Source organism: Sphingobacteriales bacterium, from assembly GCA_016719635.1.
In the GTDB taxonomy this organism is placed as follows: domain Bacteria; phylum Bacteroidota; class Bacteroidia; order Chitinophagales; family JADIYW01; genus JADJSS01.
In genome coordinates, this window is the sequence record JADJYT010000003.1 from 307,978 (window position 1) to 333,903 (window position 25,926).

A 25,926-nucleotide genomic window follows, 5' to 3' on the forward strand; every position below is an offset into this window, starting at 1 on the left:
AATTTTGTGGCATATCGCGGGATGGAGCAGTTGGTAGCTCGTCGGGCTCATAACCCGAAGGTCATAGGTTCGAGTCCTGTTCCCGCTACACAGTTAAGAGGCTTCCTTACGGAGCCTCTTTTATTTTATATCGTATGTTCGTCGTATATGTCTTATATTCTGAGTTAAACGAGAAAATCTATGTAGGATTTACCGCTAATCTTGAAAACAGGTTGTTATCACACAACGTATTAGCTAAAAAAGGATGGACGATCAAATTCAGACCCTGGAAATTAATTTACACTGAATCATTTGATGTTAAATCAGATGCAATGACCAGAGAAAAACAGTTGAAATCTGCGCAGGGTAGAGCTTTTATTCATAGTCTTATAAAATAAAAGCCTCGTCGGGCTCATATCCGCCGGTTGGCGGACATAGGTTCGAGTCCTGTTCCCGCTACACAGTTAAGAGGCTTCCTTAAGGAGCCTCTTTTATTTTATATCGTATGTTCGTCGTATATGTCTTATATTCTGAGTTAAACGAGAAAATCTATGTAGGATTTACCGCTAATCTTGAAAACAGGTTGTTATCACACAACGTATTAGCTAAAAAAGGATGGACGATTAACACGGATGGAGCACTTTTATATAGTATATAGTAAAATTCCTGCTTTGCGGTGATAGTTAAAATCTTTCCAACTGGCTGAAGAAGAAGCTTCCTTCTATCGCCGCATTTTCATCGGAATCGGAACCGTGCACCGCATTTTCGCCGATGGATTTGGCAAAACGCTTACGGATAGTTCCTTCTTCTGCCTGCGCAGGGTTGGTCGCACCGATCAGCTTACGGAAGTCTTCCACCGCATTGTCTTTTTCCAGGATAGCGGCTACTATCGGGCCTCTGCTCATGAATTCCACCAATTCACCGTAAAAAGGACGTTCTTTGTGTATCTCATAAAATTGTCCCGCCTGTTCCGGAGATAATTTGGTGTATTTCATACCCACGATTTTAAAGCCTGCTTCTGTCATCATCGCCAGAATGGGGCCGATATTGTTCGCTTCCACCGCATCGGGTTTAATCATTGTAAAAGTTCTGTTGGTAGCCATTTGCGTATTTTTGTGCGAAAATAGTTATAAGTTATAAGTTATTGGTTATTAGTTAAAAGATTTACCATTACTTAACGTAAATCCATATTTGCTTTCTGTTTCACCCGCACTTTAGTATCTTTGAGCGGCATGGAAAATATAGCAGCACTTATTGAATTTTTACAGACACCCCGGAATATCGTTATCACCACCCACCAGAAACCGGACGGTGACGCGATGGGTTCTTCCCTGGCGCTGTACAATTATTTACAGCCATCAGGCCATAATGTGCGCGTCATCTCCCCTACGGAGTTTCCGGCTTACTTCGGTTATTTGCCCAATTGTGAGGAAGTCTGGAATTACCTGGAAAACCCCAATCTGAGCCAGATTGCCATCGGTGAAGCCGATTTGATTTTCTGTCTTGATTTCAACGATCTGAGCCGGATAGAACCGCTCGATGCATTCATCCGGGAGAATACCAACGCTCAGATTGTGCTGATTGACCATCATCTCTACCCTAAAGATTTTGCGCATTATATCTTACACGACCTGAAAGCCTGCTCCACCTGCGAACTGGTGTACCGGTTTCTCGGTCTGGTGGATGCCGCCTACGTTCCTACCAAAGAGGTGGCGGAATGTATTTATACCGGCATTCTGACGGATACAGCCAGCTTTTCGAACGGTGCCACCAACAAAAATGCACTGGTGATTACGGCACACCTGCTCGACTGCGGCCTGAACATCCTAAACGTGCAGGAACAGCTAAACCAGAACGGCCGGGAAGAGAAACTGCGTTTCCTGGGCAATGCCTTGTTCCGCAACATGATCATACGGGAAGACATCGGCATCGGTATCATTATAGTGGACAAAAAAGACGCCTACCGTTTCAACCTGCAAACCGGCGATACGGAAGGGTTGGTGAATTATCCGCTGACCATTAAAAATGTAAAAGTAGCCGTACTCATCAAGCAGGAGCCCAAAATCATTAAACTTTCATTTAGAAGTAAAGGTGATATTTCCGTAGAAAAAATCTGCAGGGAACATTTTGAAGGCGGCGGCCACCGCAACGCCTCCGGCGGCAAATCTTTCCTGACTATCGAGGAAACGATTGACAAAATCATTGATATCTTTCAGAATGAAAAAATAGTATAACTAAAGACAAACGTGTCGTTAACGAAAGTACTATCTTGGTTTTATACTTCCAACACCCACTATGTTATTGTAGAAATTACCAAGGCCGTCATATCTGACTTTATACAAATCGTCTCCTTTTATCTCCAGTATGACGGCGGCTTTCCATTCCGAATCCTGGTATACCTGGACTAATTCGCCTAACCTGAAAGAAGTGGTATTGTCAGGTGTAACATTAATGGTTTCTGTTTTGGTATGGATAACCGTATCCTTGATCGTTCTGTTGATGACAAGCGTATCCCGTTTGGTTTTATAAATGGTATCACGAATGGTCTTTGACATAGAAATGGTATCTTCTTTTACATTTTGCAATACTACCGCATTGTCCTTCCCTCTGAATACCGTGTCCACTCCGGATTTGCCGATATAAACCGTATCTTTTATGATTACAGGTTTTCTGTCATCGCCGTCAATAAATACGATTTCGTTGTCATTAACAAGCCTGTCATATACTTCTGAATAACTATCAAAATGTACAAAATACTGACCATTTTTATTACTCAGCAACGTGGCATTCTTCCATTGACCTTTACATATAGAAAACACTTTTACTTTGCTGCCAATCTTTTGTGCGGACAGGTTAAAGCTTTCTGCGAATAAAACGGAGAAATAGAATAATCTAATTTTTCATGTTTTGGTTTTTGTCTGATAAGTATAAATAATATATCTGACTTCTAAAAACTGTCGGCAATAATTAATAAGTACTTGAATAACCCATGCCGACTTTTTCATACCTTTACCATCATCCATGACACGCCTATCCGTCAACCTGAATAAAATAGCGCTTATCCGCAACTCACGCGGTAGCAATTATCCTGATTTAGTTCAGGTGGCAGCCGACTGTGAACGCTTCGGCGCACAGGGCATCACCGTGCACCCCCGTCCGGATGAACGCCACTGCAAATTTTCCGACCTGCAGCTGCTAAAAGACGTGTGCTCCACGGAATTTAATATTGAAGGCTATCCGAATGACCACTTCATACTGGAAGTGCTGAAAGCCAAACCGCACCAATGCACCCTCGTACCAGACGACCCGAATCAGATTACATCCGATCATGGATGGGATACGATTCAGCATTCCGCATTTTTGAACGAGCGCATCTCAGAGCTGAAGCGAAACAACATCCGGGTATCCTTATTCATTGACCCGGTGGCGCACCTGATTGAAGGTGCGGCAAAAGCCGGAACCGACCGGATAGAATACTATACCGGCCCCTATGCCAGACATTATCCTTCCAACCCTGCCACTGCCATACAGGCCATTAAAGAAACCTGTTCGCTGGCGCTGCAAGCCGGCCTGGGTATCAACGCCGGACATGATTTAAATCTGGATAATTTAAAGTACCTGAAAGATAACCTGCCGCAACTGGATGAAGTGTCTATCGGGCATGCGCTGATTTGCGATGCCATGTATCTTGGTCTGGAAAATACGATACGCCTTTACCTGAACCGGCTGCAATAATCGTTTTAGTTTTTGGAAAGCTGCTGCAATGAATCATACACATGCTTGAGTGAATCTATATTGGCATTCAGCAAGGTGGAATCCTGCGATGCTAAAAACTCCCGTGACAGTATGGTATAAAATTCGTCCATGCTGACGGTGTCTGACTTTTTCATTGAATCCGCTGCGGGTTGCTGAGCTATTATTTTGCGTTTACGCTCACGTTCCTTTAACTCTCCCGATGCCTGAAATAATAAATAGACCATCGTCCCTATAAAAAAAATAAAGAGGGCAACCTGCAAACCGGGATATTTGATTTCCAGCTTAGAAGCCGGTGCTACAGGTTGTTTGGGCACATAGGTCGGATTACGGCGGTATTTATCTTTCAGCGATTCCTGAGGGAGTCTGTTGAGATAAATATCATTCAGCGATTCGTTATAGGAAGCGTGGTACTGGATTCTTTTATATTCGCTGGACAATATTTCATACGCTTCGTTGACATCTACAAACTGCTGTTCCGCCTTTTTATTACCCGGATTTTTGTCGGGATGGTATTTTAAAGCCAGCCGCCTGAAGGCCGCCCTGATTTCCGAGGAAGGAGCGCCAAACCGCAATCCAAGCACTTTGTAATAGTCTTTCATTTCACCAGTAAAATAATTAAAATACGTCAAAACCTGACAAAATACCAAAGCATTGTAAATATAACCGCTGTAAATAATCAGTGCACCTAATAGATACTGCCAAAAAGCAGATTACAGGAATAATAATTATTTTTTAGTAGCTAAATAGGGTTATCTTAAAAAGTGAATTGTGAAAATATCTATACCTGTTGGAGCTGTTAAAAAATAACCAACTTCCAAGACTGAAAAGAATCAAAGCTCGCTGAAATTAATACTAAACCAACTGCAGCAAGTGCAGAAGATTTTAACTGCAATATTCAGGATGAGCAAAAGCGTAATGATAGTTTTGTACTTTTGGAAATCATGAAAAACGCCACCGGTGAGGAGCCGGTATTATGAAGTAATTCGATAATTGGTTTTGGCAATAAAAGATATTAAAATCCAGCGACCGGCAGGTGGGTGAATTGGTTAAAGATTGGTTTTTCTGCTCGCAAGACAGACTTATCACTATACTTGAGTGCAGAAATTAAAGAGCATGCCGCTTTCCTTGAAAAATTTGGTACATATAAAACAGGAGCAGGCTGTCTGTACACAAAAAGCTGGAAGATATTGACAGAACGATTCAGAAGAAAATTATAATCGTTTCAGTAAAATTAAACAGATAAGCGTTCACGCGCCCGTATAACGGGACTTTAGGCAAGCTGAAGCCTGGAAAAAAATCCACACTGTTTTTAGCGTCTCGCTAAGATCACAAACAGTTGAAATATCTCACCATTACGTAAAAATCAACCTCGAGGGTGGCCCCTTCGAAGCATCACCTTCTAATCTGCAACAAGAATTCTCGCGGTGTCCGTCATATCTTACCAGAGGTCATAACTTTTGGTTCTCATGAACACAGATTTTACAGTAGCTTTTGCTTGTCAATTTGGAACTCCCATCAGATGAGCATAAATAATCCGGCATTATCCTGTAACTTTATAGAATACAGAATGAGCTTTAGCCCACGAAATCAATCCCTGAAAAACACCTTGTACTCTTGGTACAGGATAGTTTGCATCACGGTATTCCTGCCTGTATTTTCAGTGCAGGCTAAAGACGATACGTATAAAAATGAATTCGTCAACAGGCGGTCTTTCGGTTTTACCGTTCAGCAAGCCATTCCTTTTTACAGACTTCCAGAAGGTAAGCCGTATTATTCCGCAGGTATTACGGGAGTCTATCATCAGCCATTTTTCAAAGCCAGGCGGCTGGTGAATGCAGGCATAGACATCCTGCCGCAGATATGGTTTTCAAAAGCGCATATTACGAGTGTTGAACTGGGCCTCAATGTCAGTCTCAACCTGAATATCCAACTCAAAAAGACATCTGTTCTGTCCTTTCACATAGGCAGCGGTGTTCATTACTTCGGAATGGAAACTGAACGTCAGGCGGAGGGGTTTACCTTTTCGGATAATTTTTACCTGACGTATAAACATCTCGTCACGATGAAAAATAAAAAAAAAATCGGACTTGGATTCATGACCGGATTCCGGCATCTTTCCAACCTCAACGTGAAAAGACCGAATACCGGTATAGACTCTATTCTGTTGGGATTTTGCTTTGACAGGATATTTTAATCCTACAACAACGGAAACTTTCCGGGATTCGTTTCGTGCATCAATTTGTTGATGGCGCTAAAAACATTTTCCGCACTGGGCTTGCTGAAATAGTCGCCGTCGCTGCCAAACGAACCGCGGTGTTCTTTTGCGCATAAAGTAACCGGCTCACTATCCAGGTATTTAAACAAATCTTGTTTTTCCAGCACCTGCTGCAGCATATAGGCTGTACCTCCACCCGGAAAATCTTCGTCTAAAAAGATGACCCGGTTGGTTTTGCGGATAGATTGTCCTATAACTCCATGAATATCAAAAGGCAATAAAGTCTGCACATCTATCAGTTCTACGTCTATACCCATCTTATTCAATCCTGTTATCGCCTCCTGTGCCACCCGCACACAGGAACCGTAGGTCACCAGTGTTACATCTTTTCCATCACGGATAACTTCGGGAACACCCAACGGCACCGTAAAATCACCCGGATTCAACGGCATCTTTTCCTTTAATCGATATCCGTTCAAGCACTCTATCACCAGGGCAGGTTCATCTCCTCTCAGCAGCAAATTATAAAAGCCGGCGGCCTGTGTCATATTTCTCGGCACACAGACATGCATCCCGCGCAAAGCACCCAATATCATCTGAATCGGGGAGCCGGTATGCCAGATGCCTTCCAGCCGATGACCGCGTGTCCGGACTATCAGCGGCGCTTTTTGCCCGCCTTTCGTTCGGTAGGATAAACTGGCTAAATCATCCGATAAAGGCTGTAAGCCGTACAGCAGGTAATCGAGGTATTGTATCTCGGCAATCGGACGCAGGCCACGCATGGCCAATCCAATTCCTTCTCCCATGATACTGGCTTCCCGGATACCGGTATCATAGATCCGTTCAATGCCGTATTTTGCCTGCAAACCTGCAAATGCCTGATTGACATCCCCTATTTTTCCAACATCTTCCCCGAATGCAACTATCTTAGGGTCTCTCTCCAAGTTGGCATCAAAGCAGGCATTCAGCACCTGATAGCCACTGACCACCGAGGCCTTTTCCTCATATAATGCTTTTACTTCCGGCAAACGCATTGGTGAGAAAAGTGAATTGGTATGCTGATAAGAGGAATAACGTTCCTCATTAACCTGCAACTGTACGTTCCTCCATTTCTTCAGTTCTTCAATCGCCGGGGAAGATTCAGCTTTCGTCAATATGAGTACATCGGAGATGGTTTTAAAAACATCCCTGCGCATCGGGTCGATGGTATGTTTTAATTCCAGCTCAACTTCTTCGAGCAGTTCCTTGTGTTCGGATGTTTCCGCAATCCGGCGTATCAGGGCGACCACCTCTTTCAGCTCCTGCAAAATAGGCTGGTGAAACTTGTTCCAGGCTGCTTTTCTTTGTTCGGCTACATATTTCTGCGCCTCGTTTTCTATGACATCCAGTTCCTCCGCAGCAGCCATCTTATTGCGGATAATCCATTTCCTGAACTGCACATTGCAATCGTGTTCCTTTTCCCATTCCAGCCGCTCCGGGCTTTTATACCGTTCGTGCGAACCGGACGTGGAATGCCCCTGGGGCTGGGTCAGTTCCTCTACGTGGATGATGGCAGGGATATGTGTTTTCCTTGTTTTATCCGCCGCCATTTTATAGGTCGATACCAGTTGCGGATAATTCCAGCCTTTCACCACATAGATATCATACCCCTTGCTTTTTCCTTCCCGTTGAAATCCTTTTAAGACCTGAGAGATACTTCCTTTGGTGGTCTGCAGTTCTTTCGGAACGGAGATACCGTACCCGTCATCCCAAACGGAAATAATCAACGGCACCTGCAAGACACCACCCGCATTCACCACTTCCCAAAACAATCCCTCGGAGGTGGAAGCATCGCCGATGGTAGCGAAACATATCTCATTTCCATTGTTGCTGAAATTGTTTTCACCGATCTTTTGTGCCAACTCCCTGTATTTTTTGGAAGCCATCGCCAGGCCAAGCGCCCTTATCATCTGGGAAGCCGTAGGGGAATTATCGGCAGCGGAATTTTTTGCTGTATTAAAGACTTCCAGCTTCCGTCGGGATGTAAATTTCTGGTTGCGAAATGGTTATTCATCTGCCTGCCGCCCGAATGCGGGTCTTCTTCCAGAGAAGGGCTTGCATATAGCTGCCCGAACAACTGCCCCACATTAACAATACCTGCCGCCAGAGCAAAGGTCTGGTCGCGGTAATAGCCTGCCCGGAAATCTCCGTTTTCGAATACTTTAGCCAATGCAATCTGGGGTAACTCCTTACCATCTCCGAAAATGCCAAATTTCGCTTTACCTGTCAGCACTTCCTTCCTTCCTGTCAAACTGGCAAAACGGCTGATACTGGCTACGCGAAAATCATTCAGCACCTCCGTTTTGAATTCCTCAAATGACACAGGCTGATTTACACCTCTAGTAATCAATATGTTAGAAGAAACCACCGACATGCATCTAATTCAAATCTAAATTACAACGAAAAATGAATATATTCGTTTAAACTTGCACAGTTTATTAACACAATTGAAAAGTTATTAATGGCACGTTAAAATTTCTGTGGATACCTGTTTTTTGGTATGTTTTTTGTGATTTTTGCACTAAAAGTACGTTTATGAAATATCTGATTATCTTATTGTCCTTCTTTACACTAACTACCCTAACTAAGGCTGACCCTCCTGCTTCCACTAAAATAAAATTTTCTGAAAAGGAATTTAACTTCGGCACATTACCGCAAGGCAAACCGGTAACACATGAATTTGAGTTCATGAATATAGGCAGTGAGCCGGTTGTTTTGGAAAATGTAAAAGCATCCTGCGGTTGCACCACGCCTACCTGGACGAAAGAACCTGTGATGCCCGGCAAAAAAGGAAATATTAAAGCGCAGTACAATATGGCACGGGAAGGAAGCTTTAGGAAATCCATTACCGTCACCACGAAGGACGGGGAAACCGTGGAATTATATATCTCCGGAAATGCCGTGGAGCAAAAACAGGGCGTTGACAATGCGGAAGGAAATATGCTGGGAGGAAAAGCAGAGTAACAACTAACAAATAGTATTGATTAATAATAATATTCAACTCCGTGCAATTACGCACGGAGTTTTTTATTTTTGCGTGAATATTCTTTATGCCAACCATTTCCCATAAAGGCGAATCCATGCCGGCCTCCCCTATTCGTAAGTTAGCCCCGTTTGCTGAACAGGCTAAAAAGAGAGGCATACATATCTACCATTTAAATATCGGGCAGCCGGATATTGAAACACCTCATCAGTTTTGGGACGCCATCAAGCATATGGACAGAAAGGTATTGGAATACAGCCCGTCCAACGGGTTTGAGGAAGTCCGGAACGGTTGTGCACGTTTCTTTCAGACACGTTATGGACTGACCAACTTGCTGCCGGAAGATATTTTAATAACGACGGGTGGTTCGGAAGCATTATTATTCACGCTGCTTTCCATCATGGATGCAGGCGATGAAATCATCATACCCGAGCCGTTGTATGCCAATTATATCGGGTTTTCCAAAAGCGGCGATATAAGGGTGGTACCCATATCCACTACATTTGAAAACGGCTTTGCATTGCCATCCATAGACGAATTTGAAAGAGTCATTACCGATAAGACAAAAGCCATCCTCATCTGCAATCCCAACAATCCGACGGGATATGCTTACAGTGACGAGGAACTCATCCGGCTGAAGGACATTGCGCTCCGACACGATTTATTCCTGATCAGCGATGAGGTGTACCGGGATTTCATCTATTCGGACAACAAGACCTATACTTCCATATTCAGCTTTCCCGACCTGGCACAGCACGCCATTCTGATTGATTCCATTTCCAAGCGATTCAGCGCCTGCGGAGCACGCATAGGTATGGTGGCCACCAAAAACAAACAGGTGCTGGAAACGGTGCTGAAATTTGCCCAGCAACGGTTAAGCCCTCCGACAGTGGAGCAATTGGGGATGCTCGGCCTGCTGGAAGTGGAAGAGGAATATTTTCACAAAGTCAATATAGAATACCGGAAGCGCCGCGACACGCTGGTGGAAGGGTTGAATAAGATAGAAGGTGTAAAATGCCCCACTCCCGGCGGTGCCTTTTACTGTATTGTTCAGTTACCGGTAGAAGACACCGACGATTTTTGCCGGTGGATGCTGAGTGATTTTAATTACGAAGGAGAAACGGTGATGATGGCACCTGCCAGCGGTTTTTATGCCACGGAAGGAAAAGGGAAAAACGAGGTGCGTATCGCCTATGTGCTGAACAGCAGGGAATTAAAGAAGGCGATCAAATGCCTGGAGGAAGGGCTCAAGAATTATGATTTGAGAATTGAGAATTAAATTAATTAGCTAATTAGATAATTGTCAAATCATCAAATTAATCTATATCTTTATGGAACTTTACATCTTCTTTTGAAGTTATAGCAATTAGTTCTTTGTAAAAATTCTATCTTAAATCGTAATTCTGAAATCATAATTCGTTAATAAATTGGGGTTGACAGGAATTGACGGCAGGATAGTGGATAAGTAAGCATGCCGAGCATTGTGCGATTTGGCTCGTTAAATTTAATGCACGAAATCTTTTTATATGGCGAGAATACTTTCGCAATGGCTGCTTAATACAGGTTATTAAGCCCGGCCTTTGTACTCCGGAATAGTTTTTCCAATACTATCCGACAGTGCATAACCGAATTGGAATAGTGCTGCAGTTGTTTCGCCTGCAATATGAAATTCAGAAAATAAGATGGCAATCGGTACGCAATAACGCCTGTTGCCGTTCGAAAATCAAGTTACTGCTAAGCATGTAGAAAGCGTATAAACGTTTTGTCCGGACGCGAGTTCAAATCTCGCCAGCTCCACCACATAGAAAGCGCACCAAATAACCGGTGCGCTTTTTGCTTTATCTCAATACCAGCCATAAGTGAGGTTAAACACTTTTCTACAATTACTATGAGGCAAAGTCACTTACATTCGCCGCGCCGACCAACCCAAGTTCACACAGCCTGGTATTATTGGTTGCACATATCTGCGGTAAGTTTAATAAAAAAAACCGTTCAAACATGATTAATGTCATAAAAACTACCAATAGTTAGATATAACTTTATTTAATCTTCTTTAAAAAGCATACAACATGAAACAATCATTATTCGCCTTATGGCTGACAATGTGCACGCTTACATCCTTCGCACAGGACGCACAGGACACCCCGCGTTGCCCGGATGCAGAGCCTTCTTACCTTAATCGTATGCCCGGATTTTACATTACTGATTGCAAAAACAGCGATTACAATGATGTTGAGTTTATATATTGGGTGGATGGGAAAGCAAATAAAATCAATAAAAGCGGTAAATACTATCATATTTTTTATTATAAAAAAGAGAGTGAAACCCGAAAATTCAGTGGTGCCCAGATAAACCAGAATTACAATGATGCCATTTTAAAGGTAAAGGGTAAAGTTCTGGACAATAAAAAGACGGTATTCTCTGCCAGTATAAATGGAAAAGAAGTATATATTCAGGTACATACTGCTGAAAATTCAACTAATACCGGTAGTTATAATATAGAAATTGTAGAAGTAGAAGCTATGCAACAGGACATTGTTGTAAGTATGGAAGAAAGTATCGAAAAAGACGGTAAAATTGCACTTTATGGTATCTTGTTTGATGTCGGCAAATCAAACATTAAACCCGAATCAGCAGAAGCGCTCAAACAGGTTATCGATTACCTGAATGCCAATCCTGCTGTAAAGATCATTGTTGTAGGGCATACTGATAACACAGGAACCTATGCAGGCAATATTACGCTATCTAAAGCCCGTGCCGAAAGCGTTAAAAATTACCTGATCAACACCGGTAAAATTGCCGCTTCACGGTTAATGTCCGAGGGAGCGGGTCAATATTGCCCTGTGAGCACCAATGACACTGAGGAAGGCAAAAAATTGAACCGGAGAGTGGAAATCGTAAAACTGTAGATATGAGATTTACCATACTCCTTCTTATATTACTTGCAACGCAAGTATTTGCCAAAGAAGTACCCAGCTTACCTGATGGAATCACCATCGATACGATACCGGACAACTTTACTCAAGGTGTATTCCACCATTATCTTCGTAAGAACAATGAGATTATCGGAACCGTAGCTCCTGCAACCTGGAATGAAAGTGAAACACCGGGTACAGAAACAGTCGGTTCCTACTATGCGGATTTATACAATGCCTACAAAAGGGATACTTTCCTTACAAAAATAGATGCCCTGACTTGGCTAATTGCCACGATAGAGGATTATTACCGGCCTGTTGTCATCGAGAAATGGAAAAAACTCAAAACACAACCACCAAAAGTAAGCCTTGAGTATCCATGGGATTGGAGCTATAAACTGGATAAATACACCTCCATTTTTAAAAGCAAAAGCCTCAGTGAAAACAAACTGGTAATTATGATGGATGACCTTCGCGGACATTCAGAAATCTTACAGATAATCCGTACACCGAATACCGGAAAGGTATCGACTGCAGAAATTATGGAGATGAGTGCCCAGATGAACAGAGCCATCGATTTGCAACTCAGCCCTGCTGTGGACACCATCATAGGAGGTAAAACGTTTAAGACGGCGCAAAACAACTTTATGGAACAGATGCGGCAATGGCACTACTGGTATGCAGATAATGAGGAAATCATCTATATAGGTGCTAACCTGCTGAAAGATGATCGGTTCAGATACCCGGGCGTTATTCAGCAAATCCTGAATAGTATAAAATGGTAAAATAAAATGAAATACAAGATTCACATTATCTTACTTATAGCTGTCATTTTAAATTTCAGTTCTGAAATTTCCGGAATGGAAGTTGTAAGCAAAAACAATGCAGATGAACCGGACGCCTGTCAGGAGGTGGCAAGAAGGTGGATGATATCGAAAGTCGCAATCAATAATTTAGTGACCCAGCCTGTCGGTGTTCAACCTATGCCGCCCGCCTTTGAGAGATTTTGTTTAGGCGAAAATGATTATCAGGAACGAGACGCAAAGCAGGAACAGAAAAAAGAAGAGTGGTATGAAAACTATTTAAAAAAAGAAAAAACACTAGCAGAACAATCCATCGCATCCGCAAAAGCATGGATTTTTTGCAATGAAAATCAAGCGGGAGTAAATCAGACGGAAGTAAATAAACATTTGAAGAAACTGGCTGAATTTGCAGGCGAATCTGCGTTGAAATTAGTCACTCAGGTAGAGGGTTCGGCTAATCTGGATTTTTATATTCCAACGGTGAAAGTGCTCGTCCAGGTTTCCCGAACGGTTCAATTGCTTGGCGGTTCAGGTTCAGAAAAACTTTTGGATAAAGCCGGTGATCTCTTTAATGAATTGGTTGAAGATCTTATTAAACAAATAAAATTAAAACATGATTTCAGGTATTCTGTTGCCACCATGACCGAACTCGCCAGAGAAGCAACCATGCTTGGAAATGATTCCATCGACGTATCAGAAGTTTTTGAAAGATATTCTAATGCCATGACTTTTAATATTGAACTCAATAATCAAACCTATCTGGAGGACTTTCAATGGCAAACGGTAAACCAGACTCAAGAAATTCATTATAATCTGATTCCTAAAGACCATTGGGAACCGTTTCCAATGCAATTTAAACTTGACTTTGAGGCTGAAGTAGAAGACGGTGAAATGACACAAAAACCCAAAGAATTTGAATCTCAATATTGGATTAATATTAAAGCATGTGAGCAGAAACCTATTGTAGAGGTATTTTTAAGTTACCTGGGGCCGGAAGAGGAATCGTTTCAAATCTGTGACGAAGAAGGAGTCTGTCAAACCATACCCCTCCCTATGGGTGGATTACATGCAATAACTTATGGCAATTTAAAAGATGATGTAATGCCTGTCGAGCGATATGGAATTCCTTTTTACAGATTCGAATTACCCCTCCGTAATTTAAATACTGAACTTACGAATGAAACCATGGAAGGCTCTTACGAAGACGGAACGGAGACTGAATATAAAATAAAACTGACGCACACCCCCAAGTAGTGTTTTTATTATTTACAGTTTTGTTTTTTTTGTTCACTATATCAGTTTTCAAAAAGGTGTTTTGCAAAACAGACTTACAAAGAAACTCTTTCAGTTCAATGACAACAAAAATATCTTTGGGGACTGACGTTAATTGCTGCTTAGAAAATGTATTTTACTAAAACACGGAAACTATCAATGGTACAGGCATCTAAATTGCCTTCATTGGCCAGGTAACGTCTCAGTCCATACGTTTATAAATTCTTGTTTTGTCTTTTTCCAGCAGAAACCGGTAATGCGATTGAATATAATTTTTCATTAATAGATTGTTTTCATATCGGTATTTCTCATCCCTGAAATAAAAGCCTGGTACCGCATCCACAAACAGAAAAGGTCTATTATGTTCCATATCAGCTATAAATCGTTGTATAAAGTAATTGCTGTATTCACTGTTGAACGTCTGGTTAAATGTATTCGGATCACGTACCGCCTGGCAACTTTCGGTTTCAATATATAATCGCGTATTCCAGCCCCACACCGCCATTTTGGTATCCGGCCTTTTAAGAGTATTTATATATATGGCAGCAGGAGAATAATCATGGTTGATTTTGCGGTAAATATCCTCTATAAAATAGCTGTTCCTGAAATTGGAATAGGCAAACAACAGCACAAACAGCAGACAATAGAAAAGTTTATAACGCCTATTGTCGTTTAGCAGATAAAAGAGATAACCCATCAACGCGGCGATTCCCGGGAATAATATATACAGATAGTGATAAAATAAGTTACCGGTCTTGATGATAATAAAGTAGCTTATAACAAGCAATACCAGCGTTCCTGAAAGCACTCTGGGAAATGTAAAAAGTTTTGCCGGATCTATATACAGTTGAACCGCTATCAGAACAGACAGCGCAAAAACAATCACTTTAAACTCGATATTTACTTCCAGCAGGTAATAAACATTCAGCAGACGCTCCGGAAACGGAACACCAAAACCCAACCCTTCGCTGGAAACGACGAGATTCATCTTAACATAAGAGATACAGGCATCTCCGAACGAGCCATTATGCAGTGTCATGCCTATGGCAACCAGGACAGGTAAGGCTGCAACGAGCAAGCTGAGCAAAACCAATCTGTATTTTTTTGCTGTAACAGCATACAAGCAATCACCACCATCGCGAAAGCGGCTATGATACTGTACTGGAATTTCGCCAATGGCAGCATACCCAACAAAAAGGCTGCTGTAAGCAATGCCGCTACCCTGTCCATGTTAACAAGGTACAGGGCAAAACAATAAACGGAAATCAGCAGCAGCAAATTTGGAATCTGTTCGCTGGTGTAGATAATCAATTCATTCGTTGACAGGAATACGTAAAACAACACAAACGGAAACAGTAGGATGCGCGAATCCTTTCCTGAAAATATAATCCGAAGGATATTAAATAAAATGAGGAGAGTCGGAAACTGAATAAATACCGCATTCACACAACGGAAATTAAAATAATTCAGCGGAATACCGATTTTCGCAAACAAGACAAACGGAATGGAATCCAATGGGCCGGAAGTATGCGTATCTGCATGTTTCCAGAAACTCAGATCTTTTGATAACAAATTGATGCATGACAAAAACTCCGACTCATCCGGATTGTAGGAATACTGCATAAAAGAAGGCAAGCGAAACAGCAGCATTCCGAAAAGAACAAACAAAAAAAACAGCAGGCTGTATACTTCCTTTTTGACAAGGAGAAGATAAACAGCCATGAATACAAAACTACCGGCAAACCATAACTGCCAGCAATAGGTTTGTAAGTCAATGAAATGACCCCGAAAAAAATGAAACATCCAACCGGGATGATCTATATAATTCTCCACGTAAAAAAGAAATTTGCTTAAATATACCATTAAGAAATAATAATACATCTCTGCCATCCGCTGGCAGTTCCTTCATTATTCCATTCACATCAATTAAACGCTACGGAATTGGGACCAATGCCCACTTTCAGCGAGTCTATCAGGATTCCTGTTGAAGTATACCTGTAAACGGAGCCGCTGGCCGTAAAATTAGGCGCTGACAAACCCCATACCTGGTTCGTGAACGGAGAAGCGGCTAATCCATAAAATTCTCTGCCGGAGATGACAGGTGTGGCGGGCAGACTGCCTGCCGTAATATCCAGTGCAAATATCTTATCGCTGATGCTGTAATATACCGTTCTGCCGTTGTTGCCAATAGCGAGATTTACGACATAACTCGGATTCCCGGCTGTAATAAGTGTAAAATTTTTATCAATCGTATTGGTGGCGGTATTAATGCGCACCAGCCGGGAAGGTGTCAGCTTCGTAATGTTTGGCCAACCCGCATAATCTGTCTGGCCGGCGCACAGCACCCACACAAAGTCCTGCGCATCCTTCACGATTTTTGCAGGAATATCTCCCACCTTGATGGTTTGAGTGACCGCATCCGTTGCAGTATCAAGAACAGAAACGGTGCTGTCCACATCGAATCCGCCGCTGTTGCACACATAGGCATGGCTGCCCGACAACACCAGCTGTTCCGGGCCTTTCCCAACATTGATGGAATGGGTAATCGTATTTGTCGTCAAATCCAAGACATTCACGATTCCGGCAAAATTACCATTGGTGACATACGCTTTTGTATCGCTGATGCCCAATGCATATCGAACATAACTTGTTTTCACGGCATCTGTAATGGTTGCAAGATGTTTGAATGTGCGGGCATCAACAATTTCAATCTTCTGGCTGTTGTTGACACAAACAATTCCCTTGTTGCCGACTCGGGTGTATGACTGCACCACATCCCCCAAATTCATCCCGCCATTGGCGTTTTCGTAAATATAATTGGTGATACTGCCATTTCTGTCGACAAATGAAACAGAACCGTTGTTGCTGCCGAAGTTGCCTTCATTCACGACGATGGCAGTGCCGCTTTCCGTAAATGTACCGGAAGCGACAACAGTGGTTTCTTTTTTACAGGAAGTGACTGTTGCAATTAAAAAAAGGCAAACAGACAAGAATAAGGAAGCGTTCTTTTTCATTGGTCAATTGATTTATAGGTTAGGATAAGAGAAAATACATAATTGCGAAGCGGTTGCGCATAGCTTCGGAGGTTCTCATAGCGGACATTTGCCATATTATTCAGTTTCACCACCAATTCGGTATGGATATATTTTGAAGGAATTTTAACAGCAAAAAACATATCCACCAAACTGTATGCCGGCAACTGAAATGCCGTACTGTTTTCATCATCCGAAAAGCGTTTTCCGACATACAGGTAATTTATTCCCATATTGAAATAGTTGTCCTCAAACATCAGGTTGGACTTAATCGAATGCACCGGTTTGTAACGGATATTATTTCCGTTCAAATCAGCGTTGCTGGCATCTTCTGCGATAACGGCACGGTTGTAATTATAATTTACAGAAAAACGGAGTGCATTGGTTGAATTCCATGAAACCGTATTCTCCCATTTTGTCTCTATTCCGTAATGCCTGGTTTTTTTGATATTCTGAGGACTGTATAATCCGGAACTTTCCGGCACCCAAACAATAGTATTGTAAATCATGGAATAATACAAAGAACTGCCTAATACCATTTTATACCGGGATGTTTTTTTAACCGGGTTCAGCTGCAGGTTATATTCCACACTATAACCGTGTTCGGGCAACAGGTTCTTATTGCCCCCGGGCTGCCAGTACAAATCATTTAAATCCGGATAGCGGAATTTATCCGCATAGCTGAAAGAGGTATTGACAATATTTTTATTATCGGAATAAGACAATGATACTCCAAACTGCGGCCGTATATATTTCCCGGAGGTTACCTCCTGTCGCATGCTCGCACTCAGTTTTATATTTCTAATGCTGTACCGGGCACCTGCAAACAAAGCACCGCGATGCTGTCGCACGGTTATCCGCTGATATTCCGTTACGCGGGCAATATCCAGGTTATAATCCATTCCTGCATCCAACACCACCCCTCGTTTAAAGAAATGGCGGTAGTTGACACTGTTTTGCAGCTGGTGCACGGAGTAGGGAGCATAGATTTTCCGGATGCTGTCATGATACAGCATGTAATCATAAATATAACCGCTGCGAACATACATCTGAGATGACCTGAATACCTTCTGATACTTCATATAACTCTTGACTGTAAAATCATCCTGGTATTTATGGCTCTGTTCATACGCCCCCATCATTGCCGGAATCTCATGTCTTTTCTGAAGGATATAGTTGCCGAAATCCAGTTGCTGGGCTTTCTTCAATTTCAGGTTAAGCTGGTGAATGGCCGCCCATTGCCGTGTTGCATTGTGTTCATTCACCACATATGGTTCATCGAATTTATAGTTATCAAAGAACGGAAAATTATTTTTAGCGGACTGATAAAATGCCGATGATGTGAACTGAACCCTTAGATTTCCGGCATGAAGGGAGAAACCGGTTTTGTAATTATGGAAAGACATTACATCCTGCCTCAGAGAAACATCCAGTTGTTTTTTAAATACAGGCTGATGATTCAGCAAAACAGCGCCGCCAAAATTGCCGCTGCCTAATACCGCCGATGAAGCATTGGTTACTATCTGGACGGAACTGCCTGTATTTACGGGTATCAGCGATAAGTCCATCGTTCCAAGAGTTGCTGAATTCAACTTCAGCCCGTTCCAGAAAACGGAGGTCTGGTCATCGGCTGTTCCGCGCAGGCTGATGGTCGCAATTCCACCGCTACCGTAGCTGCTGACTTGCGCCGGGGTGAAATACTGTAATACTTCCGCTATGGAATTCTGTCCGTAGTAATGTGACTGAAAACTATCCAACCGGTAAACGGCATTGGCGTTGGAGTAATAATTTTCGCGGGAAGTTTGTATCAGCACTTCAGGAATGGAGATAGTGTCTGCAAAACCGGGTAATGCAACTTCTATCAGGATATACACCAATAGCGAAATGAGATGAACTGCTTTGTATTTCATAACACTTCAAATGTTTCCTCAGAACATTTTTAAGTAAATCTGATTTTGGCAGGTCTTCTGACTTACACCATTTACCGCGCCTTCCCGTTCCGAAATGAAACAGTGGCAAGAAGAGCGGCAAACCCTTAGAGTGCTTACAGCAACTGGGATTGTCCAGGAATTGCACCTGATTCCCTTTTCATCTTTAACCGGTTATAACAATGTATTAGATTGCAAATTTACCGGAAGAACCAAAATTCAGGTTAAAGGTATGCTTCCGAAATCAAATAACAAAACACAATCCTTAAAATCTACATTTACTTTTCAACCTGCGAAATATTTCTGTGGATGATATGCGAATAGTATTGTAAATTACCTTTCAAAACTTTCTGTATGAGAAACCATATCCTGCTTCCATTCTGTATGCTCTGTATTTTGACCTATTCCTGCACCGGAAAACCGACCTTAAAACCGGTAAAATACACTGACGGCAAACAGGTACTGAATGGATTCGCTGCCGTTCCAACAACTTCAAAAGACAAAGCCGCCGTTTTGGTGCTGCCCGCCTGGATGGGTATAGATGACCATGCCAGGCAATCCGCACTGGATTTGGCAGCTAATGGTTATTACACATTTGTCGCAGATATTTACGGAGAAGGCCATTACCCCAAAAACACCCAGGAGGCCGGACAAAATGCCGGGTACTACAAATCGCATATTCAGGAATACCGGAAACGTATCCGGCTGGCGCTGGAACAACTGATCCGGCAGGGTGCCAATCCGGGGAAGATAGCGGTCATAGGATATTGTTTCGGCGGCACCGGCGCACTGGAAGCAGCGCGGGCTAACTTACCGGCAAAAGGCGTGGTATCCTTCCATGGCGGGCTGGGCAGGGATACCTCATTAGCTGTACAATCTATACAGCCCAAACTGCAGGTATGTCATGGCGCGGATGACTTCTTTATTCCGCAATCGGAAATCCTGTCTTTTCAGCAGGAAATGCGCGACAGCAAAGCCGACTGGCAGATGGTTTACTATGCCAATGCTGTTCATTCCTTTACGGATCCGGCAGCAGGGAACGACAACTCTAAAGGGGTGGCCTATAATGAGAAAGCCGCCGGGCGTTCGTGGAAACTGATGCTGGATTTTCTGGATGAAATGATGAAGTGATTATTTGCCGTCAATTAGCTTGTCAACAGGCAGTTCATCTTTTATGGCAGCCTGTTTCATCTCAGCAGCCAAGTTATGACCAAGGTATTTTTCAATTACACCATGAACCAAATAAATAACAGGTGTCAGCAACACGGCCATGATAAATTTATAGATATAGTTACCAATACAGATGGACATCACCACATTAAATGCCCAGGCTTTCCCGTTGGCATCGCTGATGTATTTCGGATACAGATAAAACGCGATAAACAAAACCACAAAACTATCTATCAGCTGCGAAACAATAGTGGAACCGGTACTCCTGAGCCAGATATATTTTTCGCCGCTCCATTTCTTAATGCGGTGAAACACCACCACATCGACGACCTGTCCGATTAAAAATGCAACCAGGGAACCTAAAATGATGGCAATACCCTGTCCGAAAATCTGGGCATAAGCCGCCTGCATATCCGGAACGCCCTGTTCATTTTTTGAACCCGGCCACCAGCCGGCAGGTACCAATCTAATGGCGACGAAGTACATAAAGAAAGCATACGCCAAAAGCACCACCGTAAGATAAGACAGCAACCGGACCCCTTTTTCGCCGTAATATTCATTGATAATATCCGTCATGATAAAGACCACCGGCCACAACAAGACACCGGCCGTCAGGTTGAAAGAAAAATTATTTCCGAATAGCGGAATAGTAAAAGGTGTGATACCGAGTGTACTTTCCAGGGAAAATATCTTTACCCCAATCACCTCTGCGATGAATGCATTGGCAATAAAAAATCCACCCAGAAAAATAAAGAGCTTGGTCGATTTATCCTTGATGATGTTTGTGATCATGCGCAGTTTTTTATTTCAGATTTCCATCCAGTCTGACAGCTTTCAGCACAACCATATTCATCGCATTGTTCGGCAATCCTTTGACATTCTTATGGGCAAACCGGGTCACTTCATCATAAAACAAAGGCACTACCGGCGCTTCCTCTATAATGATTTGTTCCATCTGACGGTAGATAGCGCATGTTTTCTGTGCATCGGTTTCCTTCATAGCCGCTTCATACAATTTGTCATACTGTTCGTTTTTAAAAAACGTATAATTCGGTGGCGCTCCGTTCCTGCTGTAAAACAAGGCTAGGTAGTTCTCCCCATCCGGATAATCGCCTATCCAGGATGCGCGGAAAAATTCCACTTCATTCTTACGCATCGCTTCCCGCAGAAAAGTAGCCGGCGTATTTTCAATTTTCAGTGTAATGCCGATATTTGCCAGTTCATTGGCAATATTGGTAATCAGATCCTGATACGTTGGATTGGAATAAACCTTTATTTCACCAATGCCTTTTCCGTTCGGATAACCGGCCTCTATCAACAGTTTTTTTGCCTTCTCCACATCATACGAATAGCCTTTGAAGTTCTCATCGTAACAAGGCACCCCCTTCGGTATCATGCCGTTTTCCGCAGCCATACCGATACCGTTGCGCAAATACGCTATCATCTTCTTGCGGTCTATGGCATAATTGATCGCCTGTCGGACTTTTTTATTTTTCAAAGCGGCATACGGCTGCTTCGCCATAGAGATACCGAGATACTCCGTGTTCAGGTAGGGCATTTTTTCAAAGTTTACACGTCCCTTCCATTCCGGTTGTAACTCACCGGTACGTGTCAGCAATTTATCCTTATAGGAAATATCCAATCCTGTCATGAAGTCCAGTTTACCCTGTGAAAACTGCAAAAACTCCGTTCCTCTGTCAGCAATAAAACTGATACGTACTCCTTTCAGGTAAGGCAAACGGAAACCAGCACTGTCTTTTTTCAAAATAGTGCTCATTTTTAGTCAGTATCAATACATTGCTTTCCTCCCACCGCACCAGTTTAAACGGGCCGGTGCCGACAGGATGTGCACGGAAATCTTTTCCATAAAACTCCACTATCTCTTTGGGTACCACACTGCAGTACTGCAGCGTCAGCAAACCCAACATGGGATGAAACGGCGTAAGTAAATTTATTTTAAAAACTGAATCATTCACCGCTTCAAACGGATTGGTTTTATCCACCTTATCATTGAACAGCCACCCACCTGTCGATGCAACGGTGGAATCTATCAAACGATGGAAGGAATACACAAAATCCTGTGCCCTCACCTTTCTTCCTTTACCATCCGGAAATTTCTCATCATCGTGGAAATATACATCATTTCTCAACACAAACGAATAGTGCAAGCCGTCTTCACTGATCGTCCAGCTTTTGGCAATGCACGGCTGCACATTCAGCTGTTCATCGACCTGTACCAATCCGTTGAAGATTTGATTATCGCACCACATGGTCGCCTGGTCTTTGGAGAATGCCGGATCCAGGGAAGTTAGTCCTGCCGAGATATTAAAATGAAAAATTTCACGTTGTGCTTCCGACTGCCGTCCGCACTGGATAGCCAGTAACGTACTTAAAACTGCAACAATAAAACTCAGTGTAAACCGCATAAAGGGGATTAAAATTTCATAAATAAATCGATCTGGGTATCTATCATCTTGATGATTTCAGGATTTTGCAGTTTGCCGGCTTCATCCAGCATCAGGTGTACCTGCGAAATGGGAATTTTCAAGTGCAGCACATCCATTTTTATATGGTTGAAGATATTCGTCAGATGTTCCATCCCTCTTAAGTTTCCGGCACGACCTTCTGCCACACCCGTCAGGCAGACTTTTTTATTATGAAAACATTTTTTGATATCGCATGCATCCAAGAATCCTTTCAGCATCCCGGGAAAACTGCCGTTGTATTCCGGGACAATGAAGATGTATTTTTCTGTTGGTGCGAGAATTCCGTCTTCTATACTTGCCAGCTGAGGATGTTTCGGATTATGAAAGGTTTTATTAAAGATAGACTCATCCACTCCTTCCAGCGTAAAAAAATGATGTGGTATATTTTTTCTGCCCAGCATCTCATCATAAAAATTAGCAATTTTCCGCGAATTGCTGTCTGCACGTGCGGTTCCATGAAAAATTGTAAGCATGTAGTATCGTTTGCATAAAAATAAAACCGATTCATTCACAATATTTTAAAATTTATCCACAAGACGTGTGTGTAATTCTTTTATAACTTGGTGAAAAATGCTCCTTATTTAACGCTATTTTTGAAGCGTGGAACATGGATGTATCGGTGTCGGGTTTTAGGTTTAACAGCAGCTTTCACTCAATTGCACTAAAAAATAACTTTCAGCCGGTTTATTCAGCTAGTTCTAATTCTAATTAACTGTAACAAATAACTTCATATTAGAATGAAATTCACTTATTACGGACATTCTTGTTTTTTGGTGGAATCCGGCGGGAAGAAAATCCTGTTTGACCCGTTTATCACTGCGAATGAGCTGGCAAAACACATCGACATCGAGGAAATCGACTGCGATTACATAGCCATCTCACACGGGCACTTCGACCACATTTCTGATGCGGTGGCAATAGCGAAGCGCACGAAAGCAACCGTTATCTGTGCATTTGAAATCTACGAATGGTTAACGAAACAGGGATTATCGAAATTCCGGCCAATGAATACCGGCGGAAAATGGTCTTCCGATTTTGGAACGGTAAAGTGCGTTTCCGCTGTCCATTCCTCCTGCCTGCCGGACGGTTCCTATGGCGCAAGTCCGATGGGATTTGTTTTTAACACGGCGGAAGGTGGTTTTTATTACAGCGGCGATACCGCCCTGACGATGGATATGCAGCTGATTCCCCGCTGGGCAAACCTGAAATTTGTTGTATTGCCAATTGGCGACAACTTCACAATGGATATTGCAGATGCGATTGCTGCGGCAGATTTTGTTCAATGCGATAAAGTAATTGGTGTGCATTATGATACCTTTGGATTTATCGTAATTGACCATGAAGCCGCCAAAAAACAGTTTGCAGACGCAGGGAAAGAATTACTATTATTAACTATCGGAGAAACTATTGAATTGTAAACCAATACATGCGTCATTGATTCCTGAAATTAGCAAATTTCAGCACTCAGGCAGCATTCAACCAATAACCAACCACATTTAACGTTTATAGAAACATGGGAAAAATTATCAGTATAGCGAATCAGAAAGGCGGGGTTGGTAAGACCACTACTGCCATCAATCTGGCGGCGAGTTTAGCCATCCTGGAACAGAAAACATTACTCATCGATGCCGACCCGCAGGCGAACAGCACCAGCGGCTGTGGTTTCGACCCGAGAAATATAAAAGTCAGTTTGTACGAATGCCTGATTGACAGTGCGAAAGCCAAGGACATCATCCTGGAAACGGACACTCCGAACTTATTCTTATTACCCTCTCACCTGGACCTGGTGGGTGCGGAAATAGAACTCATCAATCATCCGAACAGAGAGAAAATACTGAAAGAAATCCTGCACGACCTGAATAAGAAATATGATTTCATCATCATCGACTGCTCCCCTTCTTTGGGTTTGATAACCGTGAATGCCCTCACCGCATCGGACAGCGTGCTGGTTCCCGTTCAATGCGAATACTTCGCACTGGAAGGATTGGGAAAATTACTGAACACTATTAAAATCGTGCAGTCAAGGCTGAATAAAGAGCTGGAAATCGAAGGTATTTTACTGACCATGTACGACCAGCGCCTGAACTTATCCAATCAGGTGGTGGCAGAGGTGAAAAGACGTTTTGAGCACAGCGTATTCAATACCATCATTCACCGCAACACCCGCCTGGGCGAAGCACAAAGTTTGCGTCAGCCGATTATCATGTATGATGCGGAAAGCAAAGGTGCCATCAACTATCTCAATCTGGCCAGAGAGATTTTGCAAAACAACGGCATGACCAATATACCGATGGAAGAAAAATTTATTGAGGTTGAAGGCAAAGAACAATTAAACTAGCGGGAAACTGCAAACGCAGGTCTGTAAGAAATTGGAATTAATTATTATTCCAAAGATTAAAAATACAGACTCAGGTTTTATAACTGTCAAATCAGAAGATATGGTAACGAATAAGAAAAAAGACGCTTTGGGTAAAGGCATCCGTGCCCTTTTGTCCAATTTAGATGATGACACCGAAGTATTAAAGATAAGCGCAACGGATGAAGATTCCATCATCAATACCGTTCCGAAAATCAAGCTGGATTTAATAGAAGTGAATCCGTTCCAGCCGCGTGCCGACTTTAACCAGCAGGCACTGGAAGAACTGGCTTCGTCCATTAAAGTGCACGGCGTCATACAACCGATTACCGTTCGGAAAATAACGGATAAAAAATACCAGCTGATTTCGGGTGAACGCCGTTTGCGCGCCTCTAAAATGGCCGGGCTGACGGAAATCCCGGCATATGTTCGGACTGCCAATGACCAGGAAGTGGTGGAAATGGCACTGATTGAAAACATTCAGCGGGAAGACTTAAACTCCATGGAAGTTGCCTTAACGTACCAGCGCCTGATTGACGAATGCCAGCTGACACACGAAAATTTAGGTGAGCGATTGGGTAAAGACCGTTCCACAGTCACCAATTACCTTCGCCTCTTAAAACTACCGCCGGAGATACAGAAAGCGCTGCGCGACAAGGTATTATCCATGGGACACGCCAGAGCCATCATTTCCCTGCCGGAAGTGGACAAGCAGTTATATGTTTTGAAAGAAATCAACAGCAAGGAGCTGTCTGTTCGAAAAACAGAAGAATTGGTACGTTTGCTATCCACCAAATCCACTGCAAAGAAAGACAGCAAGAAAGACGAGCCGCTGCCGGCCTCCTACAAAAATGTACAGCACAAGCTGATGGATATATTTGAAACCAAGGTAAAAATCAAAAAGACGGCTGCAGACAAAGGCGAAATCATCATCCCATTCTATTCTGTCGCTGACCTGAACAGGTTATTAGATATAATCGAAAAAGAGTAAT

General features: G+C 42.7%; 23 protein-coding genes, 1 tRNA gene, 1 other RNA gene, 2 pseudogenes and 1 riboswitch. Of the genes and pseudogenes, 16 read left to right on the plus strand and 11 right to left on the minus strand.

Annotated features, from left to right (window positions below):
- The first annotated feature begins 15 nt into the window (after positions 1 to 15).
- From IPM95_08225 to IPM95_08235, 3 genes are all read left to right on the plus strand, one after another.
- Positions 16 to 88 (plus strand) — tRNA-Met (locus IPM95_08225).
- 46 nt (positions 89 to 134) lie between these two features.
- Positions 135 to 377 (plus strand): GIY-YIG nuclease family protein, encoded by a 243-nt coding sequence (locus IPM95_08230; protein MBK9329287.1) that lies wholly within the window; start codon positions 135 to 137, stop codon positions 375 to 377.
- Between the two features lie 107 nt (positions 378 to 484).
- Entirely contained in the window at positions 485 to 637 is a 153-nt protein-coding gene (locus IPM95_08235) for a GIY-YIG nuclease family protein (protein MBK9329288.1), read from the plus strand.
- A 25-nt stretch (positions 638 to 662) separates the two neighbouring features.
- Here IPM95_08235 and IPM95_08240 read toward each other — a convergent pair whose 3' ends face one another.
- Positions 663 to 1,082 carry a nucleoside-diphosphate kinase gene (locus IPM95_08240; GenBank protein MBK9329289.1) on the minus strand — a complete coding sequence of 140 codons (420 nt, stop codon included), beginning with the start codon at positions 1,080 to 1,082 and terminating at the stop codon, positions 663 to 665.
- 129 nt (positions 1,083 to 1,211) lie between these two features.
- Between IPM95_08240 and IPM95_08245 the strand changes: the two genes are divergently transcribed.
- Positions 1,212 to 2,213, plus strand: a complete 1,002-nt coding sequence (locus IPM95_08245) for a bifunctional oligoribonuclease/PAP phosphatase NrnA (GenBank protein MBK9329290.1) — start codon at positions 1,212 to 1,214, stop codon at positions 2,211 to 2,213.
- A gap of 30 nt (positions 2,214 to 2,243) precedes the next feature.
- Here the strand turns inward: IPM95_08245 and IPM95_08250 are convergent, their stop codons facing one another.
- Positions 2,244 to 2,798 (minus strand): hypothetical protein, encoded by a 555-nt coding sequence (locus tag IPM95_08250; GenBank protein ID MBK9329291.1) that lies wholly within the window; start codon positions 2,796 to 2,798, stop codon positions 2,244 to 2,246.
- A gap of 202 nt (positions 2,799 to 3,000) precedes the next feature.
- On the opposite strand from IPM95_08250, the gene IPM95_08255 reads away from it, so the two are divergent.
- Positions 3,001 to 3,714 carry a pyridoxine 5'-phosphate synthase gene (locus IPM95_08255; GenBank protein ID MBK9329292.1) on the plus strand — a complete coding sequence of 238 codons (714 nt, stop codon included), beginning with the start codon at positions 3,001 to 3,003 and terminating at the stop codon, positions 3,712 to 3,714.
- 5 nt (positions 3,715 to 3,719) lie between these two features.
- Here the strand turns inward: IPM95_08255 and IPM95_08260 are convergent, their stop codons facing one another.
- A complete protein-coding gene (locus IPM95_08260; protein ID MBK9329293.1) occupies positions 3,720 to 4,334 on the minus strand; it encodes a DnaJ domain-containing protein in 615 nt (204 codons plus the stop codon).
- Between the two features lie 920 nt (positions 4,335 to 5,254).
- Here IPM95_08260 and IPM95_08265 point away from each other — a divergent pair.
- Positions 5,255 to 5,929 (plus strand): acyloxyacyl hydrolase, encoded by a 675-nt coding sequence (locus tag IPM95_08265; protein MBK9329294.1) that lies wholly within the window; start codon positions 5,255 to 5,257, stop codon positions 5,927 to 5,929.
- Positions 5,930 to 5,931: 2 nt separating this feature from the next.
- Here the strand turns inward: IPM95_08265 and IPM95_08270 are convergent.
- A pseudogene (locus IPM95_08270) lies at positions 5,932 to 8,363 on the minus strand (transketolase).
- A gap of 161 nt (positions 8,364 to 8,524) precedes the next feature.
- On the opposite strand from IPM95_08270, the gene IPM95_08275 reads away from it, so the two are divergent.
- The 6 genes from IPM95_08275 to IPM95_08300 all read left to right on the plus strand — a co-directional run bounded on the left by IPM95_08275 (position 8,525) and on the right by IPM95_08300 (position 13,944).
- Positions 8,525 to 8,953 (plus strand): DUF1573 domain-containing protein, encoded by a 429-nt coding sequence (locus IPM95_08275; protein MBK9329295.1) that lies wholly within the window; start codon positions 8,525 to 8,527, stop codon positions 8,951 to 8,953.
- An 86-nt stretch (positions 8,954 to 9,039) separates the two neighbouring features.
- Positions 9,040 to 10,251, plus strand: a complete 1,212-nt coding sequence (locus tag IPM95_08280; protein MBK9329296.1) for a pyridoxal phosphate-dependent aminotransferase — start codon at positions 9,040 to 9,042, stop codon at positions 10,249 to 10,251.
- Between the two features lie 150 nt (positions 10,252 to 10,401).
- Positions 10,402 to 10,772, plus strand: a transfer-messenger RNA (tmRNA) gene (gene ssrA / locus IPM95_08285).
- Between the two features lie 269 nt (positions 10,773 to 11,041).
- Entirely contained in the window at positions 11,042 to 11,881 is an 840-nt protein-coding gene (locus IPM95_08290; protein ID MBK9329297.1) for an OmpA family protein, read from the plus strand.
- Between the two features lie 2 nt (positions 11,882 to 11,883).
- On the plus strand, positions 11,884 to 12,672 hold the full coding sequence (locus IPM95_08295; protein ID MBK9329298.1) for a hypothetical protein: 789 nt from the start codon (positions 11,884 to 11,886) through the stop codon (positions 12,670 to 12,672).
- Between the two features lie 6 nt (positions 12,673 to 12,678).
- Positions 12,679 to 13,944 (plus strand): hypothetical protein, encoded by a 1,266-nt coding sequence (locus IPM95_08300; GenBank protein MBK9329299.1) that lies wholly within the window; start codon positions 12,679 to 12,681, stop codon positions 13,942 to 13,944.
- Between the two features lie 220 nt (positions 13,945 to 14,164).
- Here the strand turns inward: IPM95_08300 and IPM95_08305 are convergent, their stop codons facing one another.
- From IPM95_08305 to IPM95_08320, 4 genes are all read right to left on the minus strand, one after another.
- Positions 14,165 to 15,055, minus strand: coding sequence for a hypothetical protein (locus IPM95_08305; protein MBK9329300.1), 891 nt, complete (start codon positions 15,053 to 15,055; stop codon positions 14,165 to 14,167).
- On the minus strand, positions 15,004 to 15,765 hold the full coding sequence (locus IPM95_08310; GenBank protein ID MBK9329301.1) for a hypothetical protein: 762 nt from the start codon (positions 15,763 to 15,765) through the stop codon (positions 15,004 to 15,006). The genes IPM95_08305 and IPM95_08310 overlap by 52 nt, the downstream gene beginning before the upstream one ends.
- A gap of 119 nt (positions 15,766 to 15,884) precedes the next feature.
- A complete protein-coding gene (locus IPM95_08315) occupies positions 15,885 to 16,976 on the minus strand; it encodes a YncE family protein (protein ID MBK9329302.1) in 1,092 nt (363 codons plus the stop codon).
- Positions 16,973 to 18,904 carry a TonB-dependent receptor gene (locus IPM95_08320; GenBank protein MBK9329303.1) on the minus strand — a complete coding sequence of 644 codons (1,932 nt, stop codon included), beginning with the start codon at positions 18,902 to 18,904 and terminating at the stop codon, positions 16,973 to 16,975. Before IPM95_08320 ends, IPM95_08315 begins: the two co-directional genes overlap by 4 nt.
- Positions 18,905 to 18,933: 29 nt before the next feature.
- Positions 18,934 to 19,154: riboswitch (cobalamin riboswitch) on the minus strand.
- 122 nt (positions 19,155 to 19,276) lie between these two features.
- On the opposite strand from IPM95_08320, the gene IPM95_08325 reads away from it, so the two are divergent.
- Positions 19,277 to 20,053, plus strand: coding sequence for a dienelactone hydrolase family protein (locus tag IPM95_08325; GenBank protein ID MBK9329304.1), 777 nt, complete (start codon positions 19,277 to 19,279; stop codon positions 20,051 to 20,053).
- Here the strand turns inward: IPM95_08325 and IPM95_08330 are convergent, their stop codons facing one another.
- The 3 genes and pseudogenes from IPM95_08330 to IPM95_08340 form a co-directional block, all read right to left on the minus strand.
- Positions 20,054 to 20,884, minus strand: a complete 831-nt coding sequence (locus IPM95_08330) for a queuosine precursor transporter (protein MBK9329305.1) — start codon at positions 20,882 to 20,884, stop codon at positions 20,054 to 20,056.
- A gap of 10 nt (positions 20,885 to 20,894) precedes the next feature.
- A pseudogene (locus IPM95_08335) lies at positions 20,895 to 22,518 on the minus strand (ABC transporter substrate-binding protein).
- Positions 22,519 to 22,526: 8 nt separating this feature from the next.
- A complete protein-coding gene (locus IPM95_08340; GenBank protein ID MBK9329306.1) occupies positions 22,527 to 23,051 on the minus strand; it encodes an NAD(P)H-dependent oxidoreductase in 525 nt (174 codons plus the stop codon).
- A 264-nt stretch (positions 23,052 to 23,315) separates the two neighbouring features.
- Here IPM95_08340 and IPM95_08345 point away from each other — a divergent pair, with 264 nt between their 5' ends.
- The 3 genes from IPM95_08345 (at position 23,316) to IPM95_08355 (ending at position 25,925) form a co-directional block, all read left to right on the plus strand.
- Positions 23,316 to 23,996, plus strand: coding sequence for a metal-dependent hydrolase (locus tag IPM95_08345; protein MBK9329307.1), 681 nt, complete (start codon positions 23,316 to 23,318; stop codon positions 23,994 to 23,996).
- A gap of 95 nt (positions 23,997 to 24,091) precedes the next feature.
- On the plus strand, positions 24,092 to 24,916 hold the full coding sequence (locus IPM95_08350) for a ParA family protein (GenBank protein MBK9329308.1): 825 nt from the start codon (positions 24,092 to 24,094) through the stop codon (positions 24,914 to 24,916).
- Positions 24,917 to 25,016: 100 nt separating this feature from the next.
- Positions 25,017 to 25,925, plus strand: a complete 909-nt coding sequence (locus tag IPM95_08355) for a ParB/RepB/Spo0J family partition protein (protein MBK9329309.1) — start codon at positions 25,017 to 25,019, stop codon at positions 25,923 to 25,925.
- Position 25,926 lies beyond the last annotated feature (1 nt).